General features: G+C 50.1%; 20 protein-coding genes. 17 read left to right on the forward strand and 3 right to left on the reverse strand.

Annotated elements, in window-relative coordinates; all coding sequences use genetic code 11:
- The first annotated feature begins 81 nt into the window (after positions 1-81).
- The 6 genes from guaA to tadA all read left to right on the forward strand — a co-directional run bounded on the left by guaA (position 82) and on the right by tadA (position 4,391).
- The gene (gene guaA, locus XMM383_RS10020) at positions 82-1,662 is read left to right on the forward strand and encodes a glutamine-hydrolyzing GMP synthase (RefSeq protein WP_173483014.1); all 1,581 of its coding nucleotides are present in this window, start codon (positions 82-84) and stop codon (positions 1,660-1,662) included.
- A gap of 3 nt (positions 1,663-1,665) precedes the next feature.
- Positions 1,666-2,211, forward strand: coding sequence for an NnrU family protein (locus tag XMM383_RS10025; protein WP_173481197.1), 546 nt, complete (start codon positions 1,666-1,668; stop codon positions 2,209-2,211).
- Between the two features lie 30 nt (positions 2,212-2,241).
- Positions 2,242-2,793, forward strand: a complete 552-nt coding sequence (locus tag XMM383_RS10030; RefSeq protein WP_173481196.1) for a hypothetical protein — start codon at positions 2,242-2,244, stop codon at positions 2,791-2,793.
- Between the two features lie 2 nt (positions 2,794-2,795).
- Positions 2,796-3,347 (forward strand): hypothetical protein, encoded by a 552-nt coding sequence (locus XMM383_RS10035; protein ID WP_173494915.1) that lies wholly within the window; start codon positions 2,796-2,798, stop codon positions 3,345-3,347.
- Positions 3,348-3,482: 135 nt separating this feature from the next.
- A complete protein-coding gene (locus XMM383_RS10040; RefSeq protein ID WP_173483010.1) occupies positions 3,483-3,785 on the forward strand; it encodes a hypothetical protein in 303 nt (100 codons plus the stop codon).
- A gap of 102 nt (positions 3,786-3,887) precedes the next feature.
- Positions 3,888-4,391, forward strand: a complete 504-nt coding sequence (gene tadA, locus XMM383_RS10045) for a tRNA adenosine(34) deaminase TadA (RefSeq protein ID WP_371731755.1) — start codon at positions 3,888-3,890, stop codon at positions 4,389-4,391.
- Here the strand turns inward: tadA and mltF are convergent.
- Positions 4,375-5,787 (reverse strand): membrane-bound lytic murein transglycosylase MltF, encoded by a 1,413-nt coding sequence (mltF, locus tag XMM383_RS10050; RefSeq protein WP_256368159.1) that lies wholly within the window; start codon positions 5,785-5,787, stop codon positions 4,375-4,377. The two genes, tadA and mltF, sit on opposite strands and share 17 nt — an antisense overlap.
- 104 nt (positions 5,788-5,891) lie before the next feature.
- On the opposite strand from mltF, the gene purL reads away from it, so the two are divergent.
- Positions 5,892-9,794 (forward strand): phosphoribosylformylglycinamidine synthase, encoded by a 3,903-nt coding sequence (purL, locus tag XMM383_RS10055; protein ID WP_173483008.1) that lies wholly within the window; start codon positions 5,892-5,894, stop codon positions 9,792-9,794.
- A gap of 87 nt (positions 9,795-9,881) precedes the next feature.
- Here the strand turns inward: purL and XMM383_RS10060 are convergent, their stop codons facing one another.
- Positions 9,882-10,841, reverse strand: a complete 960-nt coding sequence (locus XMM383_RS10060; RefSeq protein ID WP_173481191.1) for an outer membrane protein assembly factor BamD — start codon at positions 10,839-10,841, stop codon at positions 9,882-9,884.
- A gap of 127 nt (positions 10,842-10,968) precedes the next feature.
- Here XMM383_RS10060 and rluD point away from each other — a divergent pair, with 127 nt between their 5' ends.
- The 7 genes from rluD (at position 10,969) to XMM383_RS10095 (ending at position 19,174) form a co-directional block, all read left to right on the forward strand.
- Positions 10,969-11,937: a 23S rRNA pseudouridine(1911/1915/1917) synthase RluD gene (gene rluD, locus XMM383_RS10065; protein WP_173481190.1), complete on the forward strand. Its 969-nt coding sequence runs from the start codon at positions 10,969-10,971 to the stop codon at positions 11,935-11,937.
- Positions 11,934-12,674 (forward strand): peptidoglycan editing factor PgeF, encoded by a 741-nt coding sequence (gene pgeF / locus XMM383_RS10070; protein WP_173494917.1) that lies wholly within the window; start codon positions 11,934-11,936, stop codon positions 12,672-12,674. Before rluD ends, pgeF begins: the two co-directional genes overlap by 4 nt.
- Positions 12,664-13,731 (forward strand): nitronate monooxygenase family protein, encoded by a 1,068-nt coding sequence (locus XMM383_RS10075; protein ID WP_254443126.1) that lies wholly within the window; start codon positions 12,664-12,666, stop codon positions 13,729-13,731. Before pgeF ends, XMM383_RS10075 begins: the two co-directional genes overlap by 11 nt.
- An 86-nt stretch (positions 13,732-13,817) precedes the next feature.
- Positions 13,818-14,249, forward strand: coding sequence for a translesion error-prone DNA polymerase V autoproteolytic subunit (gene umuD, locus XMM383_RS10080; RefSeq protein ID WP_173481187.1), 432 nt, complete (start codon positions 13,818-13,820; stop codon positions 14,247-14,249).
- Positions 14,249-15,514, forward strand: coding sequence for a translesion error-prone DNA polymerase V subunit UmuC (gene umuC / locus XMM383_RS10085; protein WP_371744236.1), 1,266 nt, complete (start codon positions 14,249-14,251; stop codon positions 15,512-15,514). Before umuD ends, umuC begins: the two co-directional genes overlap by 1 nt.
- Before the next feature lie 134 nt (positions 15,515-15,648).
- The gene (gene clpB / locus XMM383_RS10090) at positions 15,649-18,225 is read left to right on the forward strand and encodes an ATP-dependent chaperone ClpB (protein ID WP_173484381.1); all 2,577 of its coding nucleotides are present in this window, start codon (positions 15,649-15,651) and stop codon (positions 18,223-18,225) included.
- Positions 18,226-18,334: 109 nt separating this feature from the next.
- A complete protein-coding gene (locus XMM383_RS10095; RefSeq protein WP_173484382.1) occupies positions 18,335-19,174 on the forward strand; it encodes a 23S rRNA (adenine(2030)-N(6))-methyltransferase RlmJ in 840 nt (279 codons plus the stop codon).
- Positions 19,175-19,199: 25 nt separating this feature from the next.
- On the opposite strand, the gene XMM383_RS10100 is transcribed toward XMM383_RS10095, so the two are convergent.
- Positions 19,200-19,469 carry a hypothetical protein gene (locus XMM383_RS10100; RefSeq protein WP_173481184.1) on the reverse strand — a complete coding sequence of 90 codons (270 nt, stop codon included), beginning with the start codon at positions 19,467-19,469 and terminating at the stop codon, positions 19,200-19,202.
- A 419-nt stretch (positions 19,470-19,888) separates the two neighbouring features.
- Here XMM383_RS10100 and XMM383_RS10105 point away from each other — a divergent pair, with 419 nt between their 5' ends.
- The 3 genes from XMM383_RS10105 (at position 19,889) to XMM383_RS10115 (ending at position 23,257) form a co-directional block, all read left to right on the forward strand.
- Entirely contained in the window at positions 19,889-21,604 is a 1,716-nt protein-coding gene (locus tag XMM383_RS10105; RefSeq protein ID WP_173483003.1) for an acetolactate synthase 3 large subunit, read from the forward strand.
- A 3-nt stretch (positions 21,605-21,607) separates the two neighbouring features.
- Complete coding sequence (gene ilvN / locus XMM383_RS10110) at positions 21,608-22,099, forward strand: acetolactate synthase small subunit (protein ID WP_173482278.1); 492 nt, start codon at positions 21,608-21,610, stop codon at positions 22,097-22,099.
- A gap of 153 nt (positions 22,100-22,252) precedes the next feature.
- A complete protein-coding gene (locus tag XMM383_RS10115; RefSeq protein WP_173482279.1) occupies positions 22,253-23,257 on the forward strand; it encodes a BMP family protein in 1,005 nt (334 codons plus the stop codon).
- Positions 23,258-23,263 lie beyond the last annotated feature (6 nt).

Consider the following 23,263-nt stretch of genomic DNA (forward strand, 5'->3'; position numbering starts at 1 on the left):
GTTAGAATTTCAGTGGGGTAACTCAGGTTGCCCCATTTTTAGTTTTAAGGGCAGCTTGCCCGCAGTTGGAATCAGAAAGAAATGAGCCAAGATATCCATTCGCAACGCATACTTATTCTAGATTTTGGATCGCAGTACACCCAGTTGATCGCACGTCGTGTTCGTGAAATCGGCGTCTACTCTGAGATCTATGCTTGGGATATGGACGAAGCTGACATTCGTGCCTTCAATCCAAAGGGTATCATTCTAGCCGGTGGTCCTGAGTCTGTGACGGAGTTGGATTCGCCACGTGCTCCACAGGTGGTTTTCGATCTGGGTATTCCGGTTTTGGGTATCTGTTACGGCATGCAGACCATGGCAGAACAGCTTGGCGGTAAAGTGGCTTCGTCGGACGAGCGTGAATTCGGTTATGCACGTGTCCGTTTGATGGATAACGCAAGTCGTCTACTTGAAGGTATCGAAGATCATATGGCAAACAACGGTGTCATGTCGTTGGATGTCTGGATGAGCCACGGCGATAAGGTCGTTGAGTTACCTGAGGGTTTCTCAATCATCGCTGCGACTGAGTCAGCACCCGTTGCCGCTATGTGTGATCCTGCTCGTCAACTTTACGGCGTGCAGTTCCACCCAGAGGTGACTCATACGAAACAGGGTCTGCGTATTCTTGAGCGTTTTGTCCGTGACATCTGTGGTACTGAAGCACTTTGGACGCCGGCCAATATCATTGCGGATCTGGTTGAGCGTGTTCAAGCTCAGGTGGGTGACAATAAAGTATTGCTTGGCCTATCGGGAGGTGTCGATTCCTCTGTGGTTGCAGCGCTTCTGCATAAAGCGATCGGCGATAAGCTGACCTGTGTCTTTGTTGATAACGGTCTTCTTCGTAAGAACGAAGGCGATCAGGTCATGGAGATGTTTGCGAACAACATGGGTGTTCGTGTTATTCGTTCTGATTCTGAAGATCTTTTCTTGGGTCGTCTTAAAGGTGAAGCGGATCCTGAGAAGAAGCGTAAGATTATCGGTAATACCTTCATTGAAGTATTTGATGATGAGGCGGCTAAACTAACTGAGTGTCGCTTCTTGGCTCAGGGCACCATCTACCCGGATGTGATTGAGTCGGCTGCCTCGAAGACCGGCAAGGCGCATGTGATCAAGTCGCACCACAACGTGGGTGGTCTTCCTGAAGATATGGCATTTGAGTTGGTTGAGCCACTGCGTGAACTGTTTAAAGACGAAGTTCGCAAGATCGGTCTTGAACTGGGTCTTCCCTACGATATGGTCTACCGTCACCCCTTCCCAGGCCCTGGTCTCGGTGTTCGTATTTTGGGTGAAGTTAAGAAAGAGTATGCCGACATTCTTCGTGAAGCGGATGCGATCTTTATCGAAGAGCTGCATAAAGCGGATTGGTACCATAAAACGAGCCAAGCCTTTGCCGTATTCCTACCCGTTAAGTCGGTAGGGGTTGTGGGTGATGGCCGCCGTTACGAATGGGTGATTGCGATTCGCGCCGTTGAAACGATCGACTTCATGACCGCTCGCTGGGCTCACCTACCTTACGAGCTGCTAGAGACGGTCTCTAGCCGTATTATCAATGAAATTCCGCAGGTCTCTCGTGTGACATACGATGTTTCGAGCAAACCACCTGCAACCATTGAGTGGGAATAATCGATGTTTCTTTTAAGTTCAGGTGTTTTTCTCTGGTCATTAGCGCACCTTCTTAAGCGCATAGCACCCACTTTTAGGGCCTCTTTAGGCAATCTTGGAAAAGGCCTGATCGCTGTTGCGATTCTGATCTCAGTGTTAATGATGGTGTTTGGTTATCAGCAAGTTGAGACGACTTACTACTGGGGTCGCAACCCCGCGATGGTGGGTATCAATAACCTGTTGATGCTGCTGGCTGTCTACCTACTGGTCGTTTCAGTCGTTAAAAGTGCATTGGCAAACCGTGTGCGTCATTTGCAACTGAGCGCTGTCAAAACCTGGGCGATTGCGCACTTGATGGTTAATGGTGACAGCGCGTCGTTTGTTCTGTTTGGTGGTCTGCTCGCTTGGGCCGTGATCAGCGTGATACTGATTAACAAAGCGGGTAAGCCTGAACTTGAAAAACGACCAACGAGTCTTGTTCGTGAACTGATTGCCGCCATCGTTACGGCTGTTCTGTTTGGTGCCATAGCCATGGCTCATATGAAACTGGGCTACCCAGTTTTTGGTTAAGGGTCGACTGAGCGTTTAGGGATGAAGCAGATGAAACCATTAATCTTTGGATATCTCATTTTAATGGTCTCTATGCTGCTTCAGTACCAGGTCATTTGGCCTGCTGAGGCTGTGTTGCTGTCTCACTGGTCAGAAGGTCCAGCCAGTCTTCTGTTTCTTCCTCATGGCATCAAAGCGCTGTTGATCGTTTTGGTCGGACCGATTGCGGTTTTACCTATCACTTTAGCTCATTTAACGACCGATATCCTGATCGGAGTCGATGCCGGAAGGATTCTCTTCTCTGCGTTTGTTAGCTCGGTTGTCATGTTAATACCGATGTTGATGTTTAACTACGTCTCGCAACGTCCACTCTTATCGGGTGTAATGGGATCAGGGTTCTCATTGCCTCAAATGACTCGGCTGACCTTCTCGGTTGGTTTGATTGCTGCACTTCTTAATGCATTGGCGAATGCGGCCTGGTATAGCGAGAGCGGTGTAACGCTTTTGGCGTTTCGATATTTAACGGGTGATCTGTTGGGTATATTCGTGGCTCTTCTGCTTTGGAGTCTATTGTCTCGAATTGCTCATAGAGTGAGTGATTAGTTGTGCTGCAGATTACGTTGTTTGCGCTACTCTCTGTTGGATTGCTTATCCAATATGAAGTGATCTTTCCGTTAGAGTCCTATCTACTGCCTGCTTCAGCGGCTAGCTTTCTTTATATTCCGCACGGCATTAAAACGGTGATGGTGGTGTTGTCTGGTTATCGAGCGCTTCTACCGATTTTTACCGCCCATCTTATGGCCTATGTGATATGGGCGGTTCCGACACCGTCGATCGCTTTAGATGCCCTAGTTAGTACACTGGTGATGTTTATTCCATTGGTTATTTGGAACTTTAATCGACTTGCACCACTGTTGGCGCCCCTGCCCATTGCTGACGACTCTAAATTGGTTCTGTTCAGAATTGTTCTGGCTGTCGCTTTTGTATCATCACTATTTAATGCACTTTTGCATACTCTACTGTTCACTAATGAGTCGATCGGACTGTTGTCGTTTAGATTTTTGGTAGGTGACTTGCTAGGTACTCTGCTCGCACTGACTCTGTTGATGCTGTCTAAGAAACACCTAGTGAATCTTATTAAGAAGCAGGTAAACTGACTTTTTAGTCAATTTCGCGATGTGGAATACCTTAGTTGATTGCTAGGTTTAATAAGTCTGCTATAATGCACAAGTTGATAGCAGTGAGAGGCTGTTAAGGCCGAAGTTCCTGCTGAATAATTAAAGGAACTCTGTATGAGCACTTTGAAATTTTATCTAGGTTTGATCAAGCTAATTGATTCAACCTCAAAAGAGCTGGGTTTGGATTCGTTGACTGATTCTGACCGTCAAGTTCTTAACATGCTTTGGGAAGTGGCTGATCAAAATACGGCTAAAGCCTCTCTTAGCTACGAAGTCTTTGCTGACTCTGCGATTGCAAAAGGGATTAAAGTCTCTCGCTCGCAATTCTTTAAGTCATTGAAAAAACTTGAAGATGTTGAGTTGATTAAGCGTGTTGAAGGGCCTCGTAGCTCTACTTACCAGCTGAAAGCTGAGTAATCGCTCGTTAAAAGCAAAACATCAGATTAAAGCTGCACACTGTGCGGCTTTTTTGTTTTTGGGGTGCAAGTTACCATAGGGTTTTAAAATTTAGGACGTAATGTGGACGATCAGTATTGGATGAGGCAGGCGCTTGAGCTAGCGGCGCAGGCGGGTGAGCACAACGAAGTGCCTGTGGGTGCAATTGTTGTCCTTGATGATCAAGTCATAGGTCGTGGCTTTAATCGTCCAATCAGCGGCTGTGATCCATCAGCACATGCAGAGATCCAAGCCCTCAGGGATGCTGCTAATCGTCTTGAGAACTATCGCCTTGTGGATGCAACGCTCTATGTAACGATCGAACCCTGTTCTATGTGTGCTGGTGCCATTGTGCACTCTCGTATCAAGCGATTGGTGTTCGGAGCCTTGGAGCCCAAAGCGGGGGTGGCAACTAGCCAAGCTCAATTTTTTGTTCAGCCTTGGCTCAATCATCGTGTGGAAGTGCAGGGTGGGTTACTGGCAGATGAGTGCTCATCAATGATCAGTGACTTCTTTGCACGCCGTCGAGATGAAAAGCGACAAGCCAGGCTCAACAAGTTTGGCGAGGCCTCTAATCCAGAGGTTTAAGTTTGATAGAACGGTTTTGATTCAACCGCCTGAACGGTTCAATGATCTGCGTATACTTTTGAATGTTGTTCACATAGGTGACGGGTTCACTACCGCGAGCCTCTCCATGACGGGTTTTGGCCGCAATCTCTGGATCTTCAAGTAGTGGTAAAAACTGCGCTACATCCTCCCACCTGTCAGCATTTTTGCCGCCACGTTGAGTCAGTATGCGAGCATCCTCTAGGTGTCCAAAGCCAACATTATAACCGGCCATGGCTAACCAAAGTCGTTCGGGCTCTGGAATACGATCAGGCACTTTTTCTTCCATTTTTCTCAGGTATTTTGCACCCCCGATGATGCTCTCTCTGGGGTCTGTTCTCTCCTCAACCCCCATCTCTTCTGCTGTCGCTTGCGTGAGCATCATGATGCCTCGCACGCCTGTGCTAGAAACGGCATCCTCATCCCAGTGCGACTCTTGATAGCCCACCGCGGCGAGAATGTGATGATCGAGCCCAACCAACTCGCCTGCTTCAACGAAGTAGGGGTTTAAAGGCTTATAGCGCTCCTCAAGTGCCATGCGAAAAGCGTGTGTCTCGACAAAGTTAAGGGGATTTTTGGGTGGGGTAGAGTCTCTGTTGAGCTGCTCAATCAGCCTATTGGATTCGGGTTTTTCTAACCAATCGCTTACGGCTTGGTTTAGAGTTTGATCTTCACTTTTTAGCGAGTACCAAACAGCAGGAGCATCGCTTTGGATCTCAAAGGCTTTTGCTAACTCGGGGTGATAGCTTTTCACGCGACTGAAAAGATCGGAAGGTACAACCGCGAAGGTGGCCTCTCGGTTCTGCAGCAGTGTCATCAGATCTAGATGATTGAGCTCCTCCAAAAGATCAACCTCTATATCGGGTTTGATGCTGAGCAGTTGGGCCGCCTCGGCGCTGCCATCCAAAGCAAGAATCTTGCCCTCTTTGATATCAGCGAATGATTTAGGGCGCTTGAATCCTTGGGTCTTTCTGTAGATGATCAGTGTGCGGCTGTCGCGATAGCTTGGATGGGGCTGGTATATCGACTCTCGAGATGGCGTTAGGTGAAGATTGGCAGCTGCAATATCGGCTCGACGATCACGCAGAGCCTGAAAAACATGTTGGTGATCCTCGGCAATGATGAATTCGATACCAACACCTAGATGATCGGCAAAGATTGTCGCAAGTTGATACTCAAAGCCTGTGCGAGTCTGATCAATATCGAGTGTGGATAGGGGGGCTGCAAGTGAAACGACACGTAGATAGCCTCTATCTGTTATCTGTTCGATCAGCGGTTTTCGGTTAGCACTGGTCAAGACAATCCAAACCGCCAGAAACAGAATGCCGGCAGTATAGATATACGGTCTTAATCTTGGTGCTTGTCGAAGGATAAACATTCGTATTGATTAGCTGCTAGCTCTCCCTAATTGCGTCAGTTTGCGCTAAAATTGCACGTTTTCCAACGCCTGATTCGCAGGATCACCAAGAGGCCTCTGAAACCATGCTCGTTTTGCGCGGAGCTCCAGCTCTTTCTGCCTTCCGTCACGCTAAGCTTTTTAACGCTGTTAGCCAAAAAGTTCCGTCAGTTACCGGACTTTATGCGGAGTTTGTTCACTTTGCCGATATGAACTCTGAGTTGAGTTCTGAGAAACACTCAATTCTTGAGCGTATACTACGATATGGGCCAAAAGCGGATCAGCAAGATCCCAAAGGCAAACTTATTCTGGTTGTTCCTCGCCCAGGTACTATTTCACCTTGGTCTTCTAAAGCGACTGATATCGTACATAACTGTGGTTTGGATGCGATTGATCGTATTGAGCGCGGTACGGCGTTTTACGTTGAGAGTGCGGCAGAGCTAAGCGAGCAAGAGTTGAGCGATGTTCAGGCCGTGCTTCATGATCGCATGGTTGAAGCGGTCATGAGCGACCTAGAGCAAGCTAGCTCACTATTTAGACACGAACAGCCACGCGAAATGGGTCGTGTTGATATTCTAGGTGGTGGCCGTGAAGCGTTGGCTACCGCTAACCAAACATTGGGTCTAGCACTGGCTGAAGATGAGATCGATTACCTTGTCGATAGCTTTAAAGAACTAGGCCGTAACCCAGCTGACGTAGAGTTGATGATGTTTGCACAGGCGAACTCAGAGCACTGTCGTCACAAGATCTTCAATGCCTCTTGGGATATCGATGGAGAAGCGCAGCAGAAATCTCTGTTCGGTATGATCAAGAACACCAATGAGCTAGGCGGCGAAAAAGTTCTATCAGCGTACAAAGATAACGCGGCTGTTATCGAAGGTTGGCAGGCACCGCGTTTCTACCCGAACTCTGAATCTCAACAGTACGGCTACAATGATGAGCCTGTACACATCCTGATGAAGGTTGAGACCCACAACCACCCAACCGCTATTGCGCCTTTTTCGGGCTCTGCAACGGGTTCTGGCGGTGAAATTCGCGACGAAGGTGCAACAGGTCGTGGTGCTAAACCTAAAGCAGGTTTAACCGGCTTTACGGTCTCTGATCTAAACATTCCTGGTTTTGAGCAACCATGGGAGTCGAAATACGGTAAGCCTGAACGCATAGTGTCGCCACTCGATATCATGATCGAAGGTCCAATTGGTGGCGCGGCGTTCAATAACGAATTTGGTCGTCCAAACCTGAACGGTTATTTCCGCACCTTTGAACAATCGGTACCTGGCGCAAACGGTGAAGAGGTACGTGGATATCACAAACCGATCATGCTGGCCGGTGGTATGGGTAACATCCGTGCTGACCACGTTGAAAAAGGTGAGATCGAGGTTGGTTCTAAACTGATCTGTCTAGGCGGGCCTGCAATGTTGATCGGTCTGGGCGGTGGTGCTGCATCCTCGATGAGTTCGGGCAGTTCATCAGCCGATCTTGATTTTGCGTCTGTTCAACGTGGCAACCCAGAGATGGAACGTCGCTGTCAGGAGGTTATTGACCGCTGTTGGCAGCTAGGTGAAGCCAACCCAATCGAGTTTATCCACGACGTAGGGGCAGGTGGTCTTTCGAACGCATTCCCAGAATTGGTAAAAGACGGTGGTCGTGGTGGTTACTTCCAGCTACGTAACGTCAACAACGATGAGCCAGGAATGGCTCCGCTAGAGATCTGGTGTAACGAAGCGCAAGAGCGTTATGTGATGTCGGTTAAACCGGCGGATCTTCCGCGTTTTGAAGAGATCTGTCAGCGTGAGCGTTGTCCTTATGCTGTAGTCGGTGAAGCGACAGAAGATCACCACCTCACTCTGAACGACACACACTTTGAAAATAAACCGGTTGATCTACCAATGAGCGTGCTCTTTGGTAAACCGCCTAAAATGCACCGTTCGGTTACTCGCGCACAGTACGAAGTGCCTGCATTTGATAGCAGCAACATTAAACTGGCTGAAGCGGTTGAACGTGTTCTCAAGCTGCCAGCAGTTGCCTCTAAATCTTTCTTGATCACCATTGGTGACCGCTCGATTACTGGTCAGGTTGTTCGTGATCAGATGGTTGGACCTTGGCAGGTACCTGTTGCCGACTGTGCAGTAACCTCGACAGGCTTTGTCGGTTACACCGGTGAAGCGATGGCAATGGGTGAGCGTACACCACTGGCTGTGGTTGATGGCCCTGCATCTGGTCGTATGGCGATTGGTGAGACACTCACCAACCTTGCTGGCACACCGATTGAAGCCCTAAGTGATGTGAAGCTGTCAGCCAACTGGATGTGTGCTGCAGGTCACCCTGGTGAAGATGAGAAGCTGTACGATACCGTTCGCGCGGTAGGTATGGAGTTGTGTCCTGAACTGGGTATTACGATTCCAGTGGGTAAAGACTCGATGTCGATGCGTACTGTATGGCAGGATGCTGATGAGCAGAAATCTGTGACATCACCACTCTCATTGGTGATCTCTGGCTTTGCACCCGTCTCTGATGTTCGCCGTGTACTGACACCTGAGCTTCGCACGGATCAAGGTGAAACGGATCTGATCTTGTTGGATCTTGGGCAGGGTAAAAACCGCTTGGGCCTATCGGCACTAGCGCAGGTATTTAACGAAGTGGGCGCTGATGTTCCAGATCTTGATGATGCGGATCAGTTCTCTACCTTCTTTGCCGCCATTCAAGGCCTGAATGAGCAAGGTTTACTGCTGGCTTACCACGACCGTTCAGACGGTGGCCTCCTAGCGACCATTGCAGAGATGGCGTTTGCTGGTCGCACTGGTGTTGACTTGAGTTTAGATCTTCTAGCATCTGATAAGTCTGAAATTGCAGCGGCGCTGTTTGCGGAAGAGCTCGGTGCGGTCGTTCAGGTTAAGCGTGAAGATACAGAACAGGTACTGACTGAGTTGAATGCGGCTGGTATCGGTGAGATCGCATCAGTGGTTGGTGCTTTGAATCCTGATGATCTGTTGAACATCAGTTTCGATGATGAAGAGGTCTACTCTGAAAGCCGAGTGACACTGCAGCGTTGGTGGGCAGAGACCTCTTACCAGCTGCAATCGCTACGTGATAACTCAGACTGTGCCAAGCAGGAGTTTGACGCGCTGTTGGATGCTGAAGATCCTGGTCTGAATGCTGACCTTTCGTTCGATGTGAATGAAGATGTTGCCGCACCCTTTATCTCTACTGGGGTTCGTCCAGAGATGGCTGTTCTGCGTGAGCAGGGCGTTAATGGTCAAATTGAGATGGCTGCCGCGTTTGATCGCGCTGGCTTCAATACGGTTGATGTTCACATGAGTGACATCCTTGCGGGTCGTATTGAGCTGGATCGCTTCAAAGGCTTGGTCGCTTGTGGTGGTTTCTCTTACGGTGACGTACTGGGAGCAGGTGAAGGTTGGGCGAAATCGGTTCTGTTTAATGACCGTGCGCGTGATCAATTCAGTGCCTTCTTCGAGCGCCAAGACAGCTTCGCACTGGGTGTCTGTAACGGTTGTCAGATGCTCTCTAACCTACACGAACTGATTCCAGGTGCTGAGCTGTGGCCACACTTTGTGCGCAATGAGTCTGAGCAGTTTGAAGCTCGTGTGGCGATGGTTGAAGTGCAGAAATCGAACTCACTGTTCCTAGCGGGTATGGAAGGTTCGCGTATGCCAATCGCTGTTGCACACGGCGAAGGTCGCGCTGAATTTGCCGATGCGTCGCATCTGGCTAATCTAAGTGGTTCAGGTACCGTGGCGTTGCGTTATGTAAATAACCGCGGCGAATTGACGCAGAACTACCCAGCGAACCCGAACGGTTCACCAGAGGGGATTACCGGTGTTACCTCTGCCGACGGTCGTGTCACCATCATGATGCCTCACCCAGAGCGAGTGTTCCGTGCCGTACAGAACTCTTGGGCTCCAGATCATTGGAGTGAAGATGGTGCATGGATGCGTATGTTCCGTAATGCACGTAAGTGGGTTGGCTAAGCCACCCACTGTTAGCCACTCAATTTAGAGTGTCGAACGCATAAAAAAGGCGACCTAATGGTCGCCTTTCTTCTATCTTTTTTCTGACTATTCGAACAGTCCGAAGGTGATGCGATCGAATAGAGAACGCTCCTCATCTGCTTGCTCTGATGTGTCAGTCGCCTCTGTCGCTGGCGCTTCATCGGCACGCACCGGTTGAGCCAGTGAGCTGGTTGGTTGAATCGGCTCCGCCAGTTCTGTCCCTTCACCGAGCAGGCCAAAGCTTGCGGTGTAGATCAGATCATTGCGTGGTGCTTTGAATGAGCGAACCTGGTAGTCAGGGAAGTTGGTTGCCAAGACAGTACTCGCATCAGCGGCCAGTTCAGTCAGTCCAAGCTCAGTGTAAGCTTCTGCCATGATTGCCAAGGCATCCGGTGTTGCCGGAGTCTCTTGTAGGTTCTCAACCACGTAACGACCACGGTTTGCGGCTGCCAGCCATGCTTGACGTTTCATGTAGTAGAGTGCGACGTGGATTTCGTAGGTGGCTAGACGGTTTTTGAGGTACTGCATACGACGTTGCGCGTCGGCGGCGTACTCGCTGTCTGGGAAGCGGTTAATCAAGGTTGTAAAACTGTCGAACGAGTCGCGTGCTGCACCTGGATCACGCTGAGCCACATCAATGGGTAGGTATTTAGCAAAGAAAGAGCGCTCGGCTTCAAAGGCGCTTAACCCTTTCATGTAGTAGGCGTAGTCGACGTTGTCGTGATTAGGGTGTAGACGAATGAATCGATCGGCTGCGGCTGCAGCAGAGGTGTTTTGGTTCATTCTAAAGTGTGCGTAGATCAACTCTAGCTGTGACTGTTCAGAGTAACGGCCAAATGGGTAGCGCGCTTCAAGAAGTTGTAGTTTCTCGATCGCGAGCTGGTTATTGCCCGCATCAATTGCACTTAGCGCCTCTTCATAGAGCTGCTCCTCAGGAACATCTGGCTCTATTTTCTCCCCATTGCTACTACAACCCACCAGTAGGGTGGCAGCGAAAAGAGCGGGAATCAGTCGGTTAAAACGCATGTTTACATCCTAATCTATATACAGCGGTTCAGCGCTGCGATCTCTATTGAGATATACTATTCAATATTCCTTATTTAAACACAGAGCTTAGCTCACCAAAACACTCTTAGAGCCAGATAGAGCAATAATGTCAGAACATATTCACCTTGAAGCCGTTGTACCCGATGAACTCTACGGTAAACGACTCGATCAAGCCGTTGCGCAGATCTTTCCCGACTACTCCCGTTCACGCCTGCAGGGGTGGATAAAAGAGGGGGAGTTGACCGTTGATGGCAAAGTGCTGCGTACGCGCGACAAGCTGACCGGTGGTGAAAAGATTGTCGTCGACGCTCAAATCGCAGTCATTGAAGAGCATAAGGGTGAGGATATCCCGCTCGATATCGTGTTTGAAGATGAACACATTCTTGTGCTGAACAAACCCTCGGGTTTGGTGGTACACCCTGCGTCGGGTCATGCCGAAGGAACACTGTTGAATGCTCTGTTGCATCACGCCCCAGAGGTAGCTCAGGTACCGCGGGCCGGTATTGTGCATCGCCTTGATCGTGAGACAACCGGCCTGATGGTTGTGGCTAAAACGATTCAAGCGCAAACAGATCTGGTTGAGCAGCTACAAGAGCGTTCGATGGGTCGCGAATACGAAGCGGTTGTTCAGGGTGTCATGATTGGTGGTGGTACCGTTGATGAGCCGATGGGTCGACACAGTAAGAACCGTCTTAAAATGGCGGTTGTGGGGCTGGGTAAAGAGGCGATCACACACTACCGCGTGTTGAAGAAGTTTCGTTCACACACTCACATTCGCCTGAAGCTTGAGACAGGTCGTACGCACCAGATTCGCGTTCACATGGCGCACATTAAATACCCACTGGTCGGCGACCCGCTCTACGGTGGTCGTTTCCGTCTGCCGAAGAACTGCAGCGAGCGTATGGTACAGACCTTGAAAGGGTTTCGTCGCCAAGCGCTGCATGCGAAAAAGTTGGAGCTTTGGCACCCCTTTACCGGTGAGCACTGCAGCTGGGAGATCGATCTTCCAGACGATATGCAGCGCCTGCTGACCGTTCTTGATAAAGATGCGACGAAATACGATTACGAACTATGAACCTAATCTGGGCTGACTGGCCGGCACCGCCGAACATTAAAGCGCTCTGTACGACGCGCCAGGGTGGTGTCAGCTCAGCGCCATTTGATCAGCTTAATTTAGGTGATCACGTTGGGGATGACCCCCAAGCCGTCTTGGATAACCGTCAGTCTCTTCTGAATTCACTCTCTCTAGTAAAACCGGCACAGTGGCTGAAGCAAGTTCACGGTGTTGAAGTGGTTGAAGCCTATTCAGATCAACAGATTCGTGAAGCGGACGCCTGTTACACAACAGAACCTGGAGTTGCGTGCGTTATAATGACCGCAGACTGCTTGCCCGTTCTATTTACCAATCGATCAGGTAGCAAAGCGGCAGCTGCGCATGCTGGCTGGCGTGGCTTAGCGGAAGGTGTGTTAGAGCAGACACTTTCGCAGTTTGATGATCCGTCTGAGGTCATGGTGTGGATGGGGCCGGCGATTGGTCCCGATGCGTTTGAAGTGGGTCAGGAGGTGTATGACCGTTTCGTTGACGATCTGGCCCAGTCGCGTGACGCGTTTAAGCTCAGTCCCTCGCATCATGAGCGCTGGGTAGCTGATATCTACCAACTAGCTCGATTGCGTCTAAACAGAGCCGGTGTTCGTCAGATTTTTGGCGGCGGTTTATGTACTTACACTGATTCGGAGCGCTTTTTCTCTTACCGTCGCCAAGCTCAAACTGGGCGTATGGCCAGCCTAATTTGGATAGAAGATGATGAATAGCTCCGGTCTGGCTGGGTTCGGTATTACCCATCCTATTATTCAGGCGCCGATGGCGGGTGTGTCGACACCTGAACTGGCCGCGGCGGTCTCTAATGCGGGAGCGTTGGGCTCTATTGCGGTCGGAGCTGTTAATGCTGATACCGCGCGTCAATTGATCCAGAGAACGCGGGCTTTGACAGATCAACCATTCAACGTGAACCTGTTCTGTCATCAGCAACCTCAGCGTAGTGCAGAGCTTGAGCAAGATTGGATTGGGCGCCTAACTCCGCATTTCGATCGTTTCGGTGCGAATCCACCCGCTCAATTGAATGAGATCTACCTAAGCTTCCTAGATGATCCCAATATGTTGGCGGTACTGTTAGAAGAGCAGCCTGCGGTTGTCAGCTTTCATTTTGGTCTGCCTGAGCTTGCTTGGATTAAGCAGTTACAAAACAGGGGTATCCTGACGCTGGCCTGTGTCACCTCGTTGAGCGAAACGCAGTTAGCGATTGCGGCGGGTGTTGATGCTTTGGTGGCTCAGGGTGTCGAGGCAGGCGGGCATCGTGGTCTCTTCGATCCTCACCAGGATTCAGGGCTAACGACAATGGATCTGGTCACTCAGTTGGTCTCTTCTGTTGAACGGCCGATTATTGCCGCAGGCGGCATTATGACAGGGGCTGATATTGCCGCCGCGTTGCATGCTGGCGCTGCGGCTGTACAGATGGGAACAGCCTTTGTGCTCTGCCCTGAATCTTCGGCCAATGCTGGATATCGAGCCAAACTAAGTCGTGGCGCTGCGGTTAACACCGAGATCACATCAGCCATCTCCGGTCGACCGGCTCGCGGCATTATCAACCGAGCTCATACAGAGATTGAGCCTGACAACAGAGCGGACATTCCCGATTACCCTCTGACCTATGATGCGATGAAGCAGTTGGCTACAGCCGCTGCTGCACAGGGCGACGAGGGGTATGCCGCACACTGGGCTGGAACAGGTGCTGGGTTGGCGAGATCCATGCCTGCTGCGCAGCTGGTCGAGACTCTCGTGTCAGAGCTGCAAGCCTCACTCAACTCATAAAATCCGATAATCAGATTGCCTAATTTTTAGTAGTCGATATATACTGTTTATCCATACAGTATATATCGATTGATTAGGTATTAACGATGGCGATTACGCAGATAGCTGATGCGGTCGATCTTACCGCTGACCATTTAAAAATTCCTTTCTATACAGAGAGTGTTCCGGCTGGGTTTCCATCACCGGCTCAAGATTATATTGATAAGACGTTGAGTCTTAATGAGCTCTGCATTAAGCACCCCAATGCCACCTATTTCGTCCGTGTCGATGGTGACTCTATGGACGGTGTGGGTATCTACAAGGGGGATGTCTTGGTGGTCGATCGATCGCTGACCGCTCAGCATGGTGACGTGGTGATTGCCAGTGTCAGCGGTGAGATGACGGTGAAGACGCTGCAGCTACGTCCACGCGTGCGTCTGGTTCCACAGAATCGACGCTACTCGCCCATCGAGTTAAAAGAGGGGAGTGAGTTGCAAGTGTTTGGTGTGGTGGTCAGTGTTGTCAGGGTGTTGAAGTAGTGTCGCAAGTGATCGCGCTGGTCGATTGCAATAACTTCTATGTCTCTTGCGAGCGGCTGTTTCGTCCAGACCTGCAGGGCGTGCCGATGGTGGTGCTCTCTAATAATGATGGTTGTGCTGTTGCGCGCAGTGCCGAGGTGAAAGCCCTAGGCGTCAAAATGGGGGTACCTCGGTTTCAGATTGAAGAGCTGATAGAGCAACACGGTATCTGCACCTTCTCGTCAAACTACACACTCTACGGCGATATCTCTGCGCGTGTTATGAATACGCTGGAATCGATCGCCCCGCGAGTGTTTGTCTACTCAATCGACGAAGCTTTTATGGATCTGTCGGGGCTGCAGAAAAACTACTCACTGTTGGAGTTTGGTCGTTTCACTAAAAGCAAAGTGGAGAAAGAGGTTGGTATACCGGTATGCGTTGGCATATCGACCACTAAAACCTTGGCGAAGTTGGCCAATCAGGGGGCTAAAAAGTACCTCTCTACGGGCGGTGTGGTTGATCTAACCGAGGTCGAACGACAGCGTAAGCTGATGGCAATGACCGAGGTGGGTGATGTCTGGGGTGTTGGACGTCGTATCAGTCAACGTCTGGAGTCGATGGGCGTTAAGAGTGCATTAGATCTTGCCGATGCTGACCCTAAATGGATACGAAAACACTTCTCTGTCGTGTTGGAACGGACGGTGTCTGAACTCAACGGGGTCTCTTGTATCCCCTTTGACGATACCCCGCCGGTCAAGAAGCAGATTGTCGTGTCGCGCTCCTTTGGTGAACGCATCACCGAGCTAGCGGAGATGCGCAAAGCGATTGCCGGTTTCATTACGCGTGCTGCAGAGAAGTTGCGTAAAGAGGGGCAGGTGGCTCAGCATCTGCAGGTCTTTTTGCGCACCAGTCCGTTTGCAAAGAGTCAGCCGCAGTATGCCAACTCCACCAGTGAACGACTGGTAGAGCCAACGGATGATACGCGACGGCTATTGGCCGCTTCGATGCGCCTGATAGAGCGTATCTGGTTAGGTGGTTATCAGTTTGCCAAAGCGGGTGTGATGTTGAGCGACTTTTACGATCCAAAGCTTCAGCAGCAGACGCTATTTTGTGCGGAAGGGGACAGTCGCAGTGAAGCGTTGATGACTACCCTGGATCAGATTAACTATAAAACGGGTCAAGTACAGTTTGCCCGTCGTATCGACCGAAATCCTTGGGATATGAAGCGTGAAATGCTCTCTCCGCGTTACACCACCAGTTGGTTAGAGTTACCGCGCGTCAAATAGAGAGGTGTTAAATAGTTAAAATAATGTCGTAAAAGTTTTATTAAGCCCCTTGAAATAGTCAGACTTACCCTCACATAAAAGATAGGAACATTCATAGGCCTTGCTTCGGGAGGCCGCTATCAGTGGAGGCTAAGATGCGCCCAGATAAATTTACTTCAAAATTGCAGGAAGCACTGTCAGATGCTCAGTCATTGGCCGTCGGTAAGGATCATAATCAGATTGAACCTATCCACCTGCTCGCTGCGTTGATCGATCAGCGTGGTGGATCAATTCGTCCCCTGCTCAAGCAGGCAGGTGCGGAGCTGCCGCAGTTAACCCGTAAAGTGGGTGAGGCGCTTGAACGACTGCCGGTGGTCAGTTCGCCCGATGGTGATATTCGCCTATCTCAAGATATGGCTCGTCTATTCAATCTAACCGACAAACTCGCTCAGCAGCGCGGCGATCAGTTCGTGGCGAGTGAGCTCGTCATACTGGCTATGCTGAGTGATAAAGGTGATGCCGGGAAAGTCTTGCAGGCTGCGGGTCTTACACAAGAGAAACTGGTTGAAGCGATTAATGCGGTAAGGGGAGGCGAAGCGGTGATGGATCCTAACGCAGAGGAGAGCCGTCAAGCTCTGGATAAATACTGTGTTGATTTAACAGAGCGGGCAGAGAGCGGCAAGCTTGATCCGGTGATTGGGCGCGATGATGAGATTCGTCGCACCATTCAAGTGCTCCAGCGTCGCACGAAAAACAACCCTGTACTGATTGGTGAGCCGGGCGTAGGTAAAACCGCCATCGTTGAGGGCCTCGCGCAACGGATCATCAACGGCGAAGTGCCAGAGGGGCTGAAACATAAGCGAGTGCTGTCGCTCGATATGGGATCTCTAATAGCCGGTGCAAAGTTCCGCGGTGAATTCGAGGAGCGATTGAAGGCGGTCCTTAATGAGCTCTCTAAGCAGGAAGGGCAAATCATTCTGTTTATCGATGAGCTTCACACCATGGTCGGTGCCGGTAAGGGCGACGGTGCGATGGATGCCGGTAACATGCTGAAGCCTGCATTAGCACGCGGTGAGCTGCACTGTGTGGGCGCGACTACTCTGGATGAGTATCGTCAGTATGTAGAGAAGGACGCAGCGCTTGAGCGTCGCTTCCAGAAGGTGATTGTTGATGAGCCGAGTGAAGAGGATACGATTGCGATTCTACGTGGTCTTAAAGAGCGCTACGAAGTACACCACGGCGTCGACATCACTGATTCTGCGATCATCGCGTCTGCAAAGCTGAGTCAACGCTACATCACCGATCGTCAGTTGCCTGATAAAGCGATCGATCTGATCGATGAGGCGGCATCCCGTATCCGTATGGAGATGGACTCCAAACCGGAAGAGATGGACCGTCTGGAGCGTCGTCTAATTCAGTTGAAGATGGAGCGTGAGGCGCTGAAAAAAGAGAAGGATTCAGCGGCTAAAAAACGCTTAGAAGAGCTCGAAGAGACCATCAGTGCTCTAGAGAAAGAGTACTCAGATCTAGAAGAGATCTGGAAGGCGGATAAAGCGGTACTGCAGGGTTCTCAGCAGATTAAAGAGCAGTTAGACCAGGCCCGTATCGAGATGGAGCAGGCACGTCGTGCAGGCGATCTGGCGAAAATGTCAGAGATACAGTACGGCAAGATTCCAGAGTTAGAGGCGCAATTGCAAGCGGCCGATAGCGAAGATGAATCTGAGGCTCAAACGGAGTTGTTGCGCAATAAAGTCACCGAAGAGGAGGTGGCTGAAGTGGTCTCACGCTGGACCGGTATTCCAGTCAATAAAATGCTCGAGGGCGAGCGTGACAAACTGCTGCGCATGGAGCAAGAGCTGCACAAGCGAGTCGTCGGTCAGGGTGAGGCGGTTGAAGCCGTCTCGAATGCGGTGCGCCGCTCAAGAGCAGGTCTGGCTGATCCGAATCGCCCGAACGGTAGCTTCCTATTTTTAGGCCCTACTGGTGTTGGTAAAACTGAGCTGTGTAAAGCGCTAGCCAGCTATCTGTTTGATACCGAAGAGGCGATGGTGCGCATCGACATGTCAGAGTTCATGGAGAAACATTCGGTTGCTCGATTGATTGGTGCACCTCCAGGCTATGTAGGTTATGAAGAGGGCGGTTATCTAACCGAAGCGGTTCGTCGCAAGCCTTACTCAGTCCTACTGTTAGACGAGGTCGAAAAGGCGCATCCCGATGTCTTCAATATCCTGTTGCAGGTGTTAGAAGATGGTCGTTTGACTGATGGTCAGGGTCGTACCGTCGATTTCCGCAATACCATCGTGGTGATGACCTCGAACCTAGGCTCGGATCTGATCGCGGGTTACAGCGATGATCAGGATTATGAGCAGATGAAAGGTGCGGTCATGGAAGTGGTGGGTACCCACTTTAGACCGGAAGTGATCAACCGTATCGACGAAGTTGTCGTGTTCCACAGCTTGCGCAAAGAGCAGGTGGCAGGCATCGCAACCATTCAGTTGGAGCGTCTGCGTAAACGCCTTGCTGAGCATGATCTGGGACTCAAGTTGACATCAACGGCCATGGATAAGTTGGTGGAGGTCGGTTTTGAGCCAATTTATGGTGCAAGGCCACTCAAACGTGCGATTCAGCAGTGGATCGAAAACCCATTGGCGCAGCGTCTATTGGCAGGCGACTTCATGCCTGGAGCTGAAATTGCGGTCGATGTGGCGGACGGTGAATTCACCTTCCGCTAGCTCTACTACGGTGCTAAATCGGGGTCTGGCCTTCTGTCAGACCCCGTTATTGTGAAACCGCTATTTAAACCGCTATCATTGCGCTTCTACCAAATTTTGAGGCACCTCCTTGCTTAGCTATCAACACGGCTTTCACGCCGGAAACTTTGCCGATGTTCACAAACATCTCACCCTTCAACTTCTACTGAATGCGCTCAATAAAAAGGCGAAACCTTGGAGCTATTTAGAGACGCACTCGGGTCGTGGGTTATATGACCTCTCGTCAGAGCAGGCGCAGAAGACCGGTGAGTTTCGTGATGGGGTGGCCAAGCTGTGGGGGCAAAAACAGCCGGAAGCTGTTCAGCAGTACCTGTCAGCCATCGCTGAAGTGTCTCAATCTGATCAGCTTCTTCACTACCCTGGATCACCGACACTGACGGCCCTAAATACACGTGAGCTGGATCAGATTCATCTAATGGAACTGCACCCACAAGAGGTTAAAGAGTTAAAGCGCAATATGCGCCTGTTTGCCAATGTTGGGGTGCACCACCGAGATGGCTATGAAGGAGTCTTATCACTACTCCCCCCTAAACCTAATCGGGGACTTCTTTTGATCGACCCCGCTTATGAGGTGAAAGAGGAGTATCAACAGGTGGCGAGCTTTGTCGGAGAGGCAATGAAACGCTGGCCCAATGGTCAAATTGCTGTCTGGTATCCACTGCTGGCAGCTAACCGCCATGAGAATATGCTGAAGGCGATGGTTCGACAGCTGCCGGATGTTGGAGTGTTGGATTCACAGTTTATCGTGGCAGAGCCCAAAGAGAGGGGTATGTACGGATCTGGAATGTTGCTGATCAATCCCCCTTGGCAATTTGATCAGCAGTTAGATGAGTTGCTACCGAATGTGTTAGCTCAACTCAACGCAGAAGCGCCAGAGATGACGCTTCGTTGGCTGAAACAGGCCCCTTAAGAGGTTAATTTAGAAAAGAGCTGGGCTAGTAAAGCGCCTGCTCATCTTTTACCACTTCAATCAGCAACTCAATGAATAGCTCATCGGCTTCGCTGCGCTCTAAACCAATGTGAACGCTGGTGGTGTCGTTGAGCTCATCAGCGATTAACTGAACTGCATTCTCTTGGCCCATATGCTTGCGCGCAATCTCTTTGGCGGTAGAACAAATTTCAGGCTCCATCAATACCTTTCGAGTAAAGCGAACCAGCTCTTCAATAACGCGATCTTTCTGTTTTACATCGGAAATCGAAACCATTGTTTTTCTCCCTATGACCTCCTTGAACTATAACTCGCACAATGAAGTCGCGCTAGCAGGAGGACGGATTTTTGTGAAATTGTCGAAATCGTTGAAAAGTTGCTCTTTTTTTAGACAATTTAGCCGCCACGACGGTTGAAGTTACTGCGCTGCAGTGCGAAAATTTAAAGCTTCCTGTTATATGCAAATAACCCCGCGTATAGCAGATGTTTAAAAGGCTTACTAAGCATTACCCAGCTCAGGTCTAACGCTGCTGATAGAGAGATCCTTGTTTCAGTGGTATCGAGTGCTTTTTGTGTTAGCGCACACCCGTATTGATGACGTTTTGGCGGACAATCCCGCTGGCGCTGCACCCACTCATTCATGAATCAGACAAAGACAGAGTGTTGAATAGACAACACAATATTGAGGGTAAAAAGGTGGAACTACTTTCAGGTGCGGAAATGGTCGTACGCGCGCTTCGTGATGAAGGCGTTAAGTACATCTACGGCTATCCTGGCGGCGCATTGCTACACGTTTACGATGCGATCTTCCAACAGGATGAAGTTGAGCACATTCTTGTTCGTCACGAACAAGCAGCAACACACATGGCGGATGCCTACGCTCGTGCAACTAACAAAGCAGGTGTCGCGCTAGTAACTTCTGGCCCAGGTGCAACGAATGCGGTGACAGGCATCGCAACGGCTTACATGGATTCGATTCCAATGGTCGTGATTACAGGTCAGGTTATGAGCTACCTGATCGGTGAGGACGCATTCCAAGAGACGGATATGCTTGGCATCTCTCGTCCGATCGTTAAACACAGCTTCAGTGTGCAGCGTCCAGAGGATATCCCTTCGATCATTAAGAAGGCATTCCACATCGCACAGAGCGGTCGTCCGGGTCCAGTGGTTGTAGATATCCCTAAAGATATGACGACGCCAACTGAGCGTTACCCATACGACTACCCAGCAAACGTGAAAATGCGCTCTTACGGCCCTATCAGTCGTGGCCACAGTGGTCAGATCAAGAAAGCCGTTGATATGTTGCTAGCGGCTAAGCGTCCTGTGATCTACACCGGTGGTGGTGTCATCATGGGTGACGCAAGCGAAGAGCTGGTTAAACTGGCACAAGAGCTTAACTACCCAGTGACTAATACCCTAATGGGTCTTGGCGGCTACCCAGGTACTGATCGTCAATCATTGGGCATGCTGGGTATGCACGGTAGTTACGAAGCCAACATGGCAATGCACCACTCAGACTTCATTCTGGCGGTGGGTGCGCGATTCGATGACCGCGTTACCAACGGCACTGATAAGTTCTGTCCTACGGCGCGCATTGCACACATCGATATCGATCCTGCGTCGATCTCTAAGACGATCGATGTGGATGTGCCGATTGTAGGTCCTGCTAAAGCGGTTCTTAAAGAGATGCTTGAGTTGGTGGCTGAAGCGAAGACTCAGCCAGATGCTGAAGCGATCGCAAACTGGTGGAAACAGATCGATGAGTGGCGTCAACGCCACGGTGGCCGTTTTGAGCTAGGCGACAAGATGAAGCCTCAGCAGGTTATCGAGATGCTATCTAAAGTGACTAACGGTGATGCCTTCGTCTGTTCTGACGTTGGTCAGCACCAGATGTTTGCGGCTCAGTACTACAAGTTCAATAAGCCAAACCGTTGGATTAACTCTGGCGGCTTAGGCACCATGGGCTTTGGTCTTCCGGCTGCGATGGGAGTTAAGTTGAACTTCCCTGAAGCTGACGTTGCCTGTGTTACCGGTGAAGGCTCTATTCAGATGAACATCCAAGAGCTATCGACCTGTAAACAGTACGATCTGCCAGTGAAAATCATCAACCTCAATAACCAGTCGTTGGGTATGGTTCGCCAGTGGCAAGATATGAATTATGAGTCACGTCACTCGCAGTCTTACATGAAGTCACTACCGGACTTTATCAAGCTGGTTGAATCCTACGGTCACGTCGGTATGAAGGTTGAGCGTTACGAAGATCTGGAAGGTGCAATGCGTGAAGCGTTCGCTATGAAAGACCGTCTAGTCTTCATGGACATCTATGTTGATCCATTTGAGCACGTCTACCCAATGCAGGTTCCACGTGGCTCTATGCGTGATATGTGGTTGAACAAAACGGAGAGGACTTAAACGATGCGTCATATCATTTCAGTTCTCCTAGAGAACGAACCCGGTGCACTATCACGTGTTGTTGGCCTGTTCTCACAGCGCAACTACAACATTGAATCGCTCACGGTAGCTCCAACTGAAGATCCAACGCTGTCTCGTTTGACAGTAACAACCATCGGTAATGACCGTGTAGTTGAGCAGATCACTAAGCAGTTGAATAAGCTAATCGACGTCGTGAAGGTTGTTGATCTATCGGAAGGCGACCACATCGAACGTGAAGTTATGATGATCAAGCTGAAAGCAAATGGTCAGATGCGTGCCGAGATTAAGCGTACTGCGGATATCTTCCGTGGCCACATCATCGATGTGACGCCGAATACTTACACCGTTCAGTTGATTGGTGATTCGGCTAAGCTGGATGCCTTTATTGCAGCCTTAGGTACCGCATCGATTCTTGAAGTGGTTCGCTCGGGCGTATCCGGTATTGCTCGCGGCGAGAAAGTATTGAGCGTTTAACGCATTTCATACTTCGAAAATCCCGGCTTTTGCTGGGATTTTTTTTGTCTAAAAATAGACTTGTTTGCCTCTCTGTTTAGGGATAAGGTTGACTGATCGGTCCAGATTTCTGATGACCAATCAAACTTCGATCACAAATAAGGAACACCAATAATGAAACGTGTAGTTTTGAAAACACTCGCTCTTTCAGTAGCGGTAGCTTCAGCATCGGCTCAAGCGGCAGACCTAAATCCAGCTGTTGTTTTTGACATGGGTGGTAAGTTCGATAAATCGTTTAACCAGTCTGTTTATAACGGCATGGAGCGATTTAAAGAGGAGAGCGGTGTTAACTACCGTGAGTTCGAGGTGACTAATGCATCACAGCGTGAACAGGCGATCCGTCGTTTTGCGCAGCGTGGTGCTAACCCAATCATCAGCGTTGGCTTCGCCCAAGCTGCGGCCGTTGATAAAGTGGCCGGTGAGTTCCCAGATGCACGCATCACTCTGATCGATATGGTGGTTGATAAGCCAAACGTTCAGTCAGTTGTCTTCAATGAGCACGAGGGTTCATTCCTTGTCGGTATGCTTGCGGCAATGAAATCAGAAACAGGGACTGTCAGCTTTGTCGGTGGCATGGACATTCCACTGATTCGTAAGTTTGAGTGTGGTTATGCTCAGGGTGCTCAGTACGTTAACAAAGATATCAACGTGATCCGTAACATGACCGGTACGACGCCAAGCGCTTGGAATGACCCAGCAAAAGGTGCTGAGCTAGCTGTCAGCCAATTCGACCGTGGTTCTGATGTTGTTTACGCAGCAGCGGGCGGAACAGGTGTTGGTGTCTACCAAGCCGCGGCTGACTCTGGCAAATACGCGATTGGTGTCGACTCTAACCAGAACTACCTACAGCCAGGAACGATGCTAACCTCCATGGTCAAGCGTGTTGATGTAGCAGCGTATAACTCGCTCAAAGCGATGCAAGATGGTACTTGGCAAGCGGGTTTCCAAGCGCTTGGTCTAGCGCAGGGTGGTGTCGATTGGGCGCTTGATGAGCACAACGAAGCTCTGATCACCGCTGAGATGAAATCGGCCGTTGAAGCTGCGAAAAAAGCGATCATCGCGGGTGAAATCAAAGTTCACGACTACATGAGCGACAACAGCTGTCCAGCACTCGACTAAGATAGA

Source organism: Marinobacterium sp. xm-m-383 (assembly GCF_013283255.1).
Lineage (GTDB): Bacteria > Pseudomonadota > Gammaproteobacteria > Pseudomonadales > Balneatricaceae > Marinobacterium_E.

Coding starts and splice junctions, on each gene's coding strand:
- XMM383_RS10040 (WP_173483010.1), top strand. CDS start 3,483: ATGAGCACTTTGAAATTTTATCTAGGTTTGATCAAGCTAATTGATTCA.
- umuD (WP_173481187.1), top strand. CDS start 13,818: ATGGCGATTACGCAGATAGCTGATGCGGTCGATCTTACCGCTGACCAT.
- XMM383_RS10075 (WP_254443126.1), top strand. CDS start 12,664: ATGATGAATAGCTCCGGTCTGGCTGGGTTCGGTATTACCCATCCTATT.
- ilvN (WP_173482278.1), top strand. CDS start 21,608: ATGCGTCATATCATTTCAGTTCTCCTAGAGAACGAACCCGGTGCACTA.
- clpB (WP_173484381.1), top strand. CDS start 15,649: ATGCGCCCAGATAAATTTACTTCAAAATTGCAGGAAGCACTGTCAGAT.
- guaA (WP_173483014.1), top strand. CDS start 82: ATGAGCCAAGATATCCATTCGCAACGCATACTTATTCTAGATTTTGGA.
- XMM383_RS10100 (WP_173481184.1), bottom strand. CDS start 19,469: ATGGTTTCGATTTCCGATGTAAAACAGAAAGATCGCGTTATTGAAGAG.
- XMM383_RS10030 (WP_173481196.1), top strand. CDS start 2,242: ATGAAACCATTAATCTTTGGATATCTCATTTTAATGGTCTCTATGCTG.
- mltF (WP_256368159.1), bottom strand. CDS start 5,787: ATGTTTATCCTTCGACAAGCACCAAGATTAAGACCGTATATCTATACT.
- XMM383_RS10025 (WP_173481197.1), top strand. CDS start 1,666: ATGTTTCTTTTAAGTTCAGGTGTTTTTCTCTGGTCATTAGCGCACCTT.
- pgeF (WP_173494917.1), top strand. CDS start 11,934: ATGAACCTAATCTGGGCTGACTGGCCGGCACCGCCGAACATTAAAGCG.
- rluD (WP_173481190.1), top strand. CDS start 10,969: ATGTCAGAACATATTCACCTTGAAGCCGTTGTACCCGATGAACTCTAC.
- XMM383_RS10060 (WP_173481191.1), bottom strand. CDS start 10,841: ATGCGTTTTAACCGACTGATTCCCGCTCTTTTCGCTGCCACCCTACTG.
- purL (WP_173483008.1), top strand. CDS start 5,892: ATGCTCGTTTTGCGCGGAGCTCCAGCTCTTTCTGCCTTCCGTCACGCT.
- XMM383_RS10115 (WP_173482279.1), top strand. CDS start 22,253: ATGAAACGTGTAGTTTTGAAAACACTCGCTCTTTCAGTAGCGGTAGCT.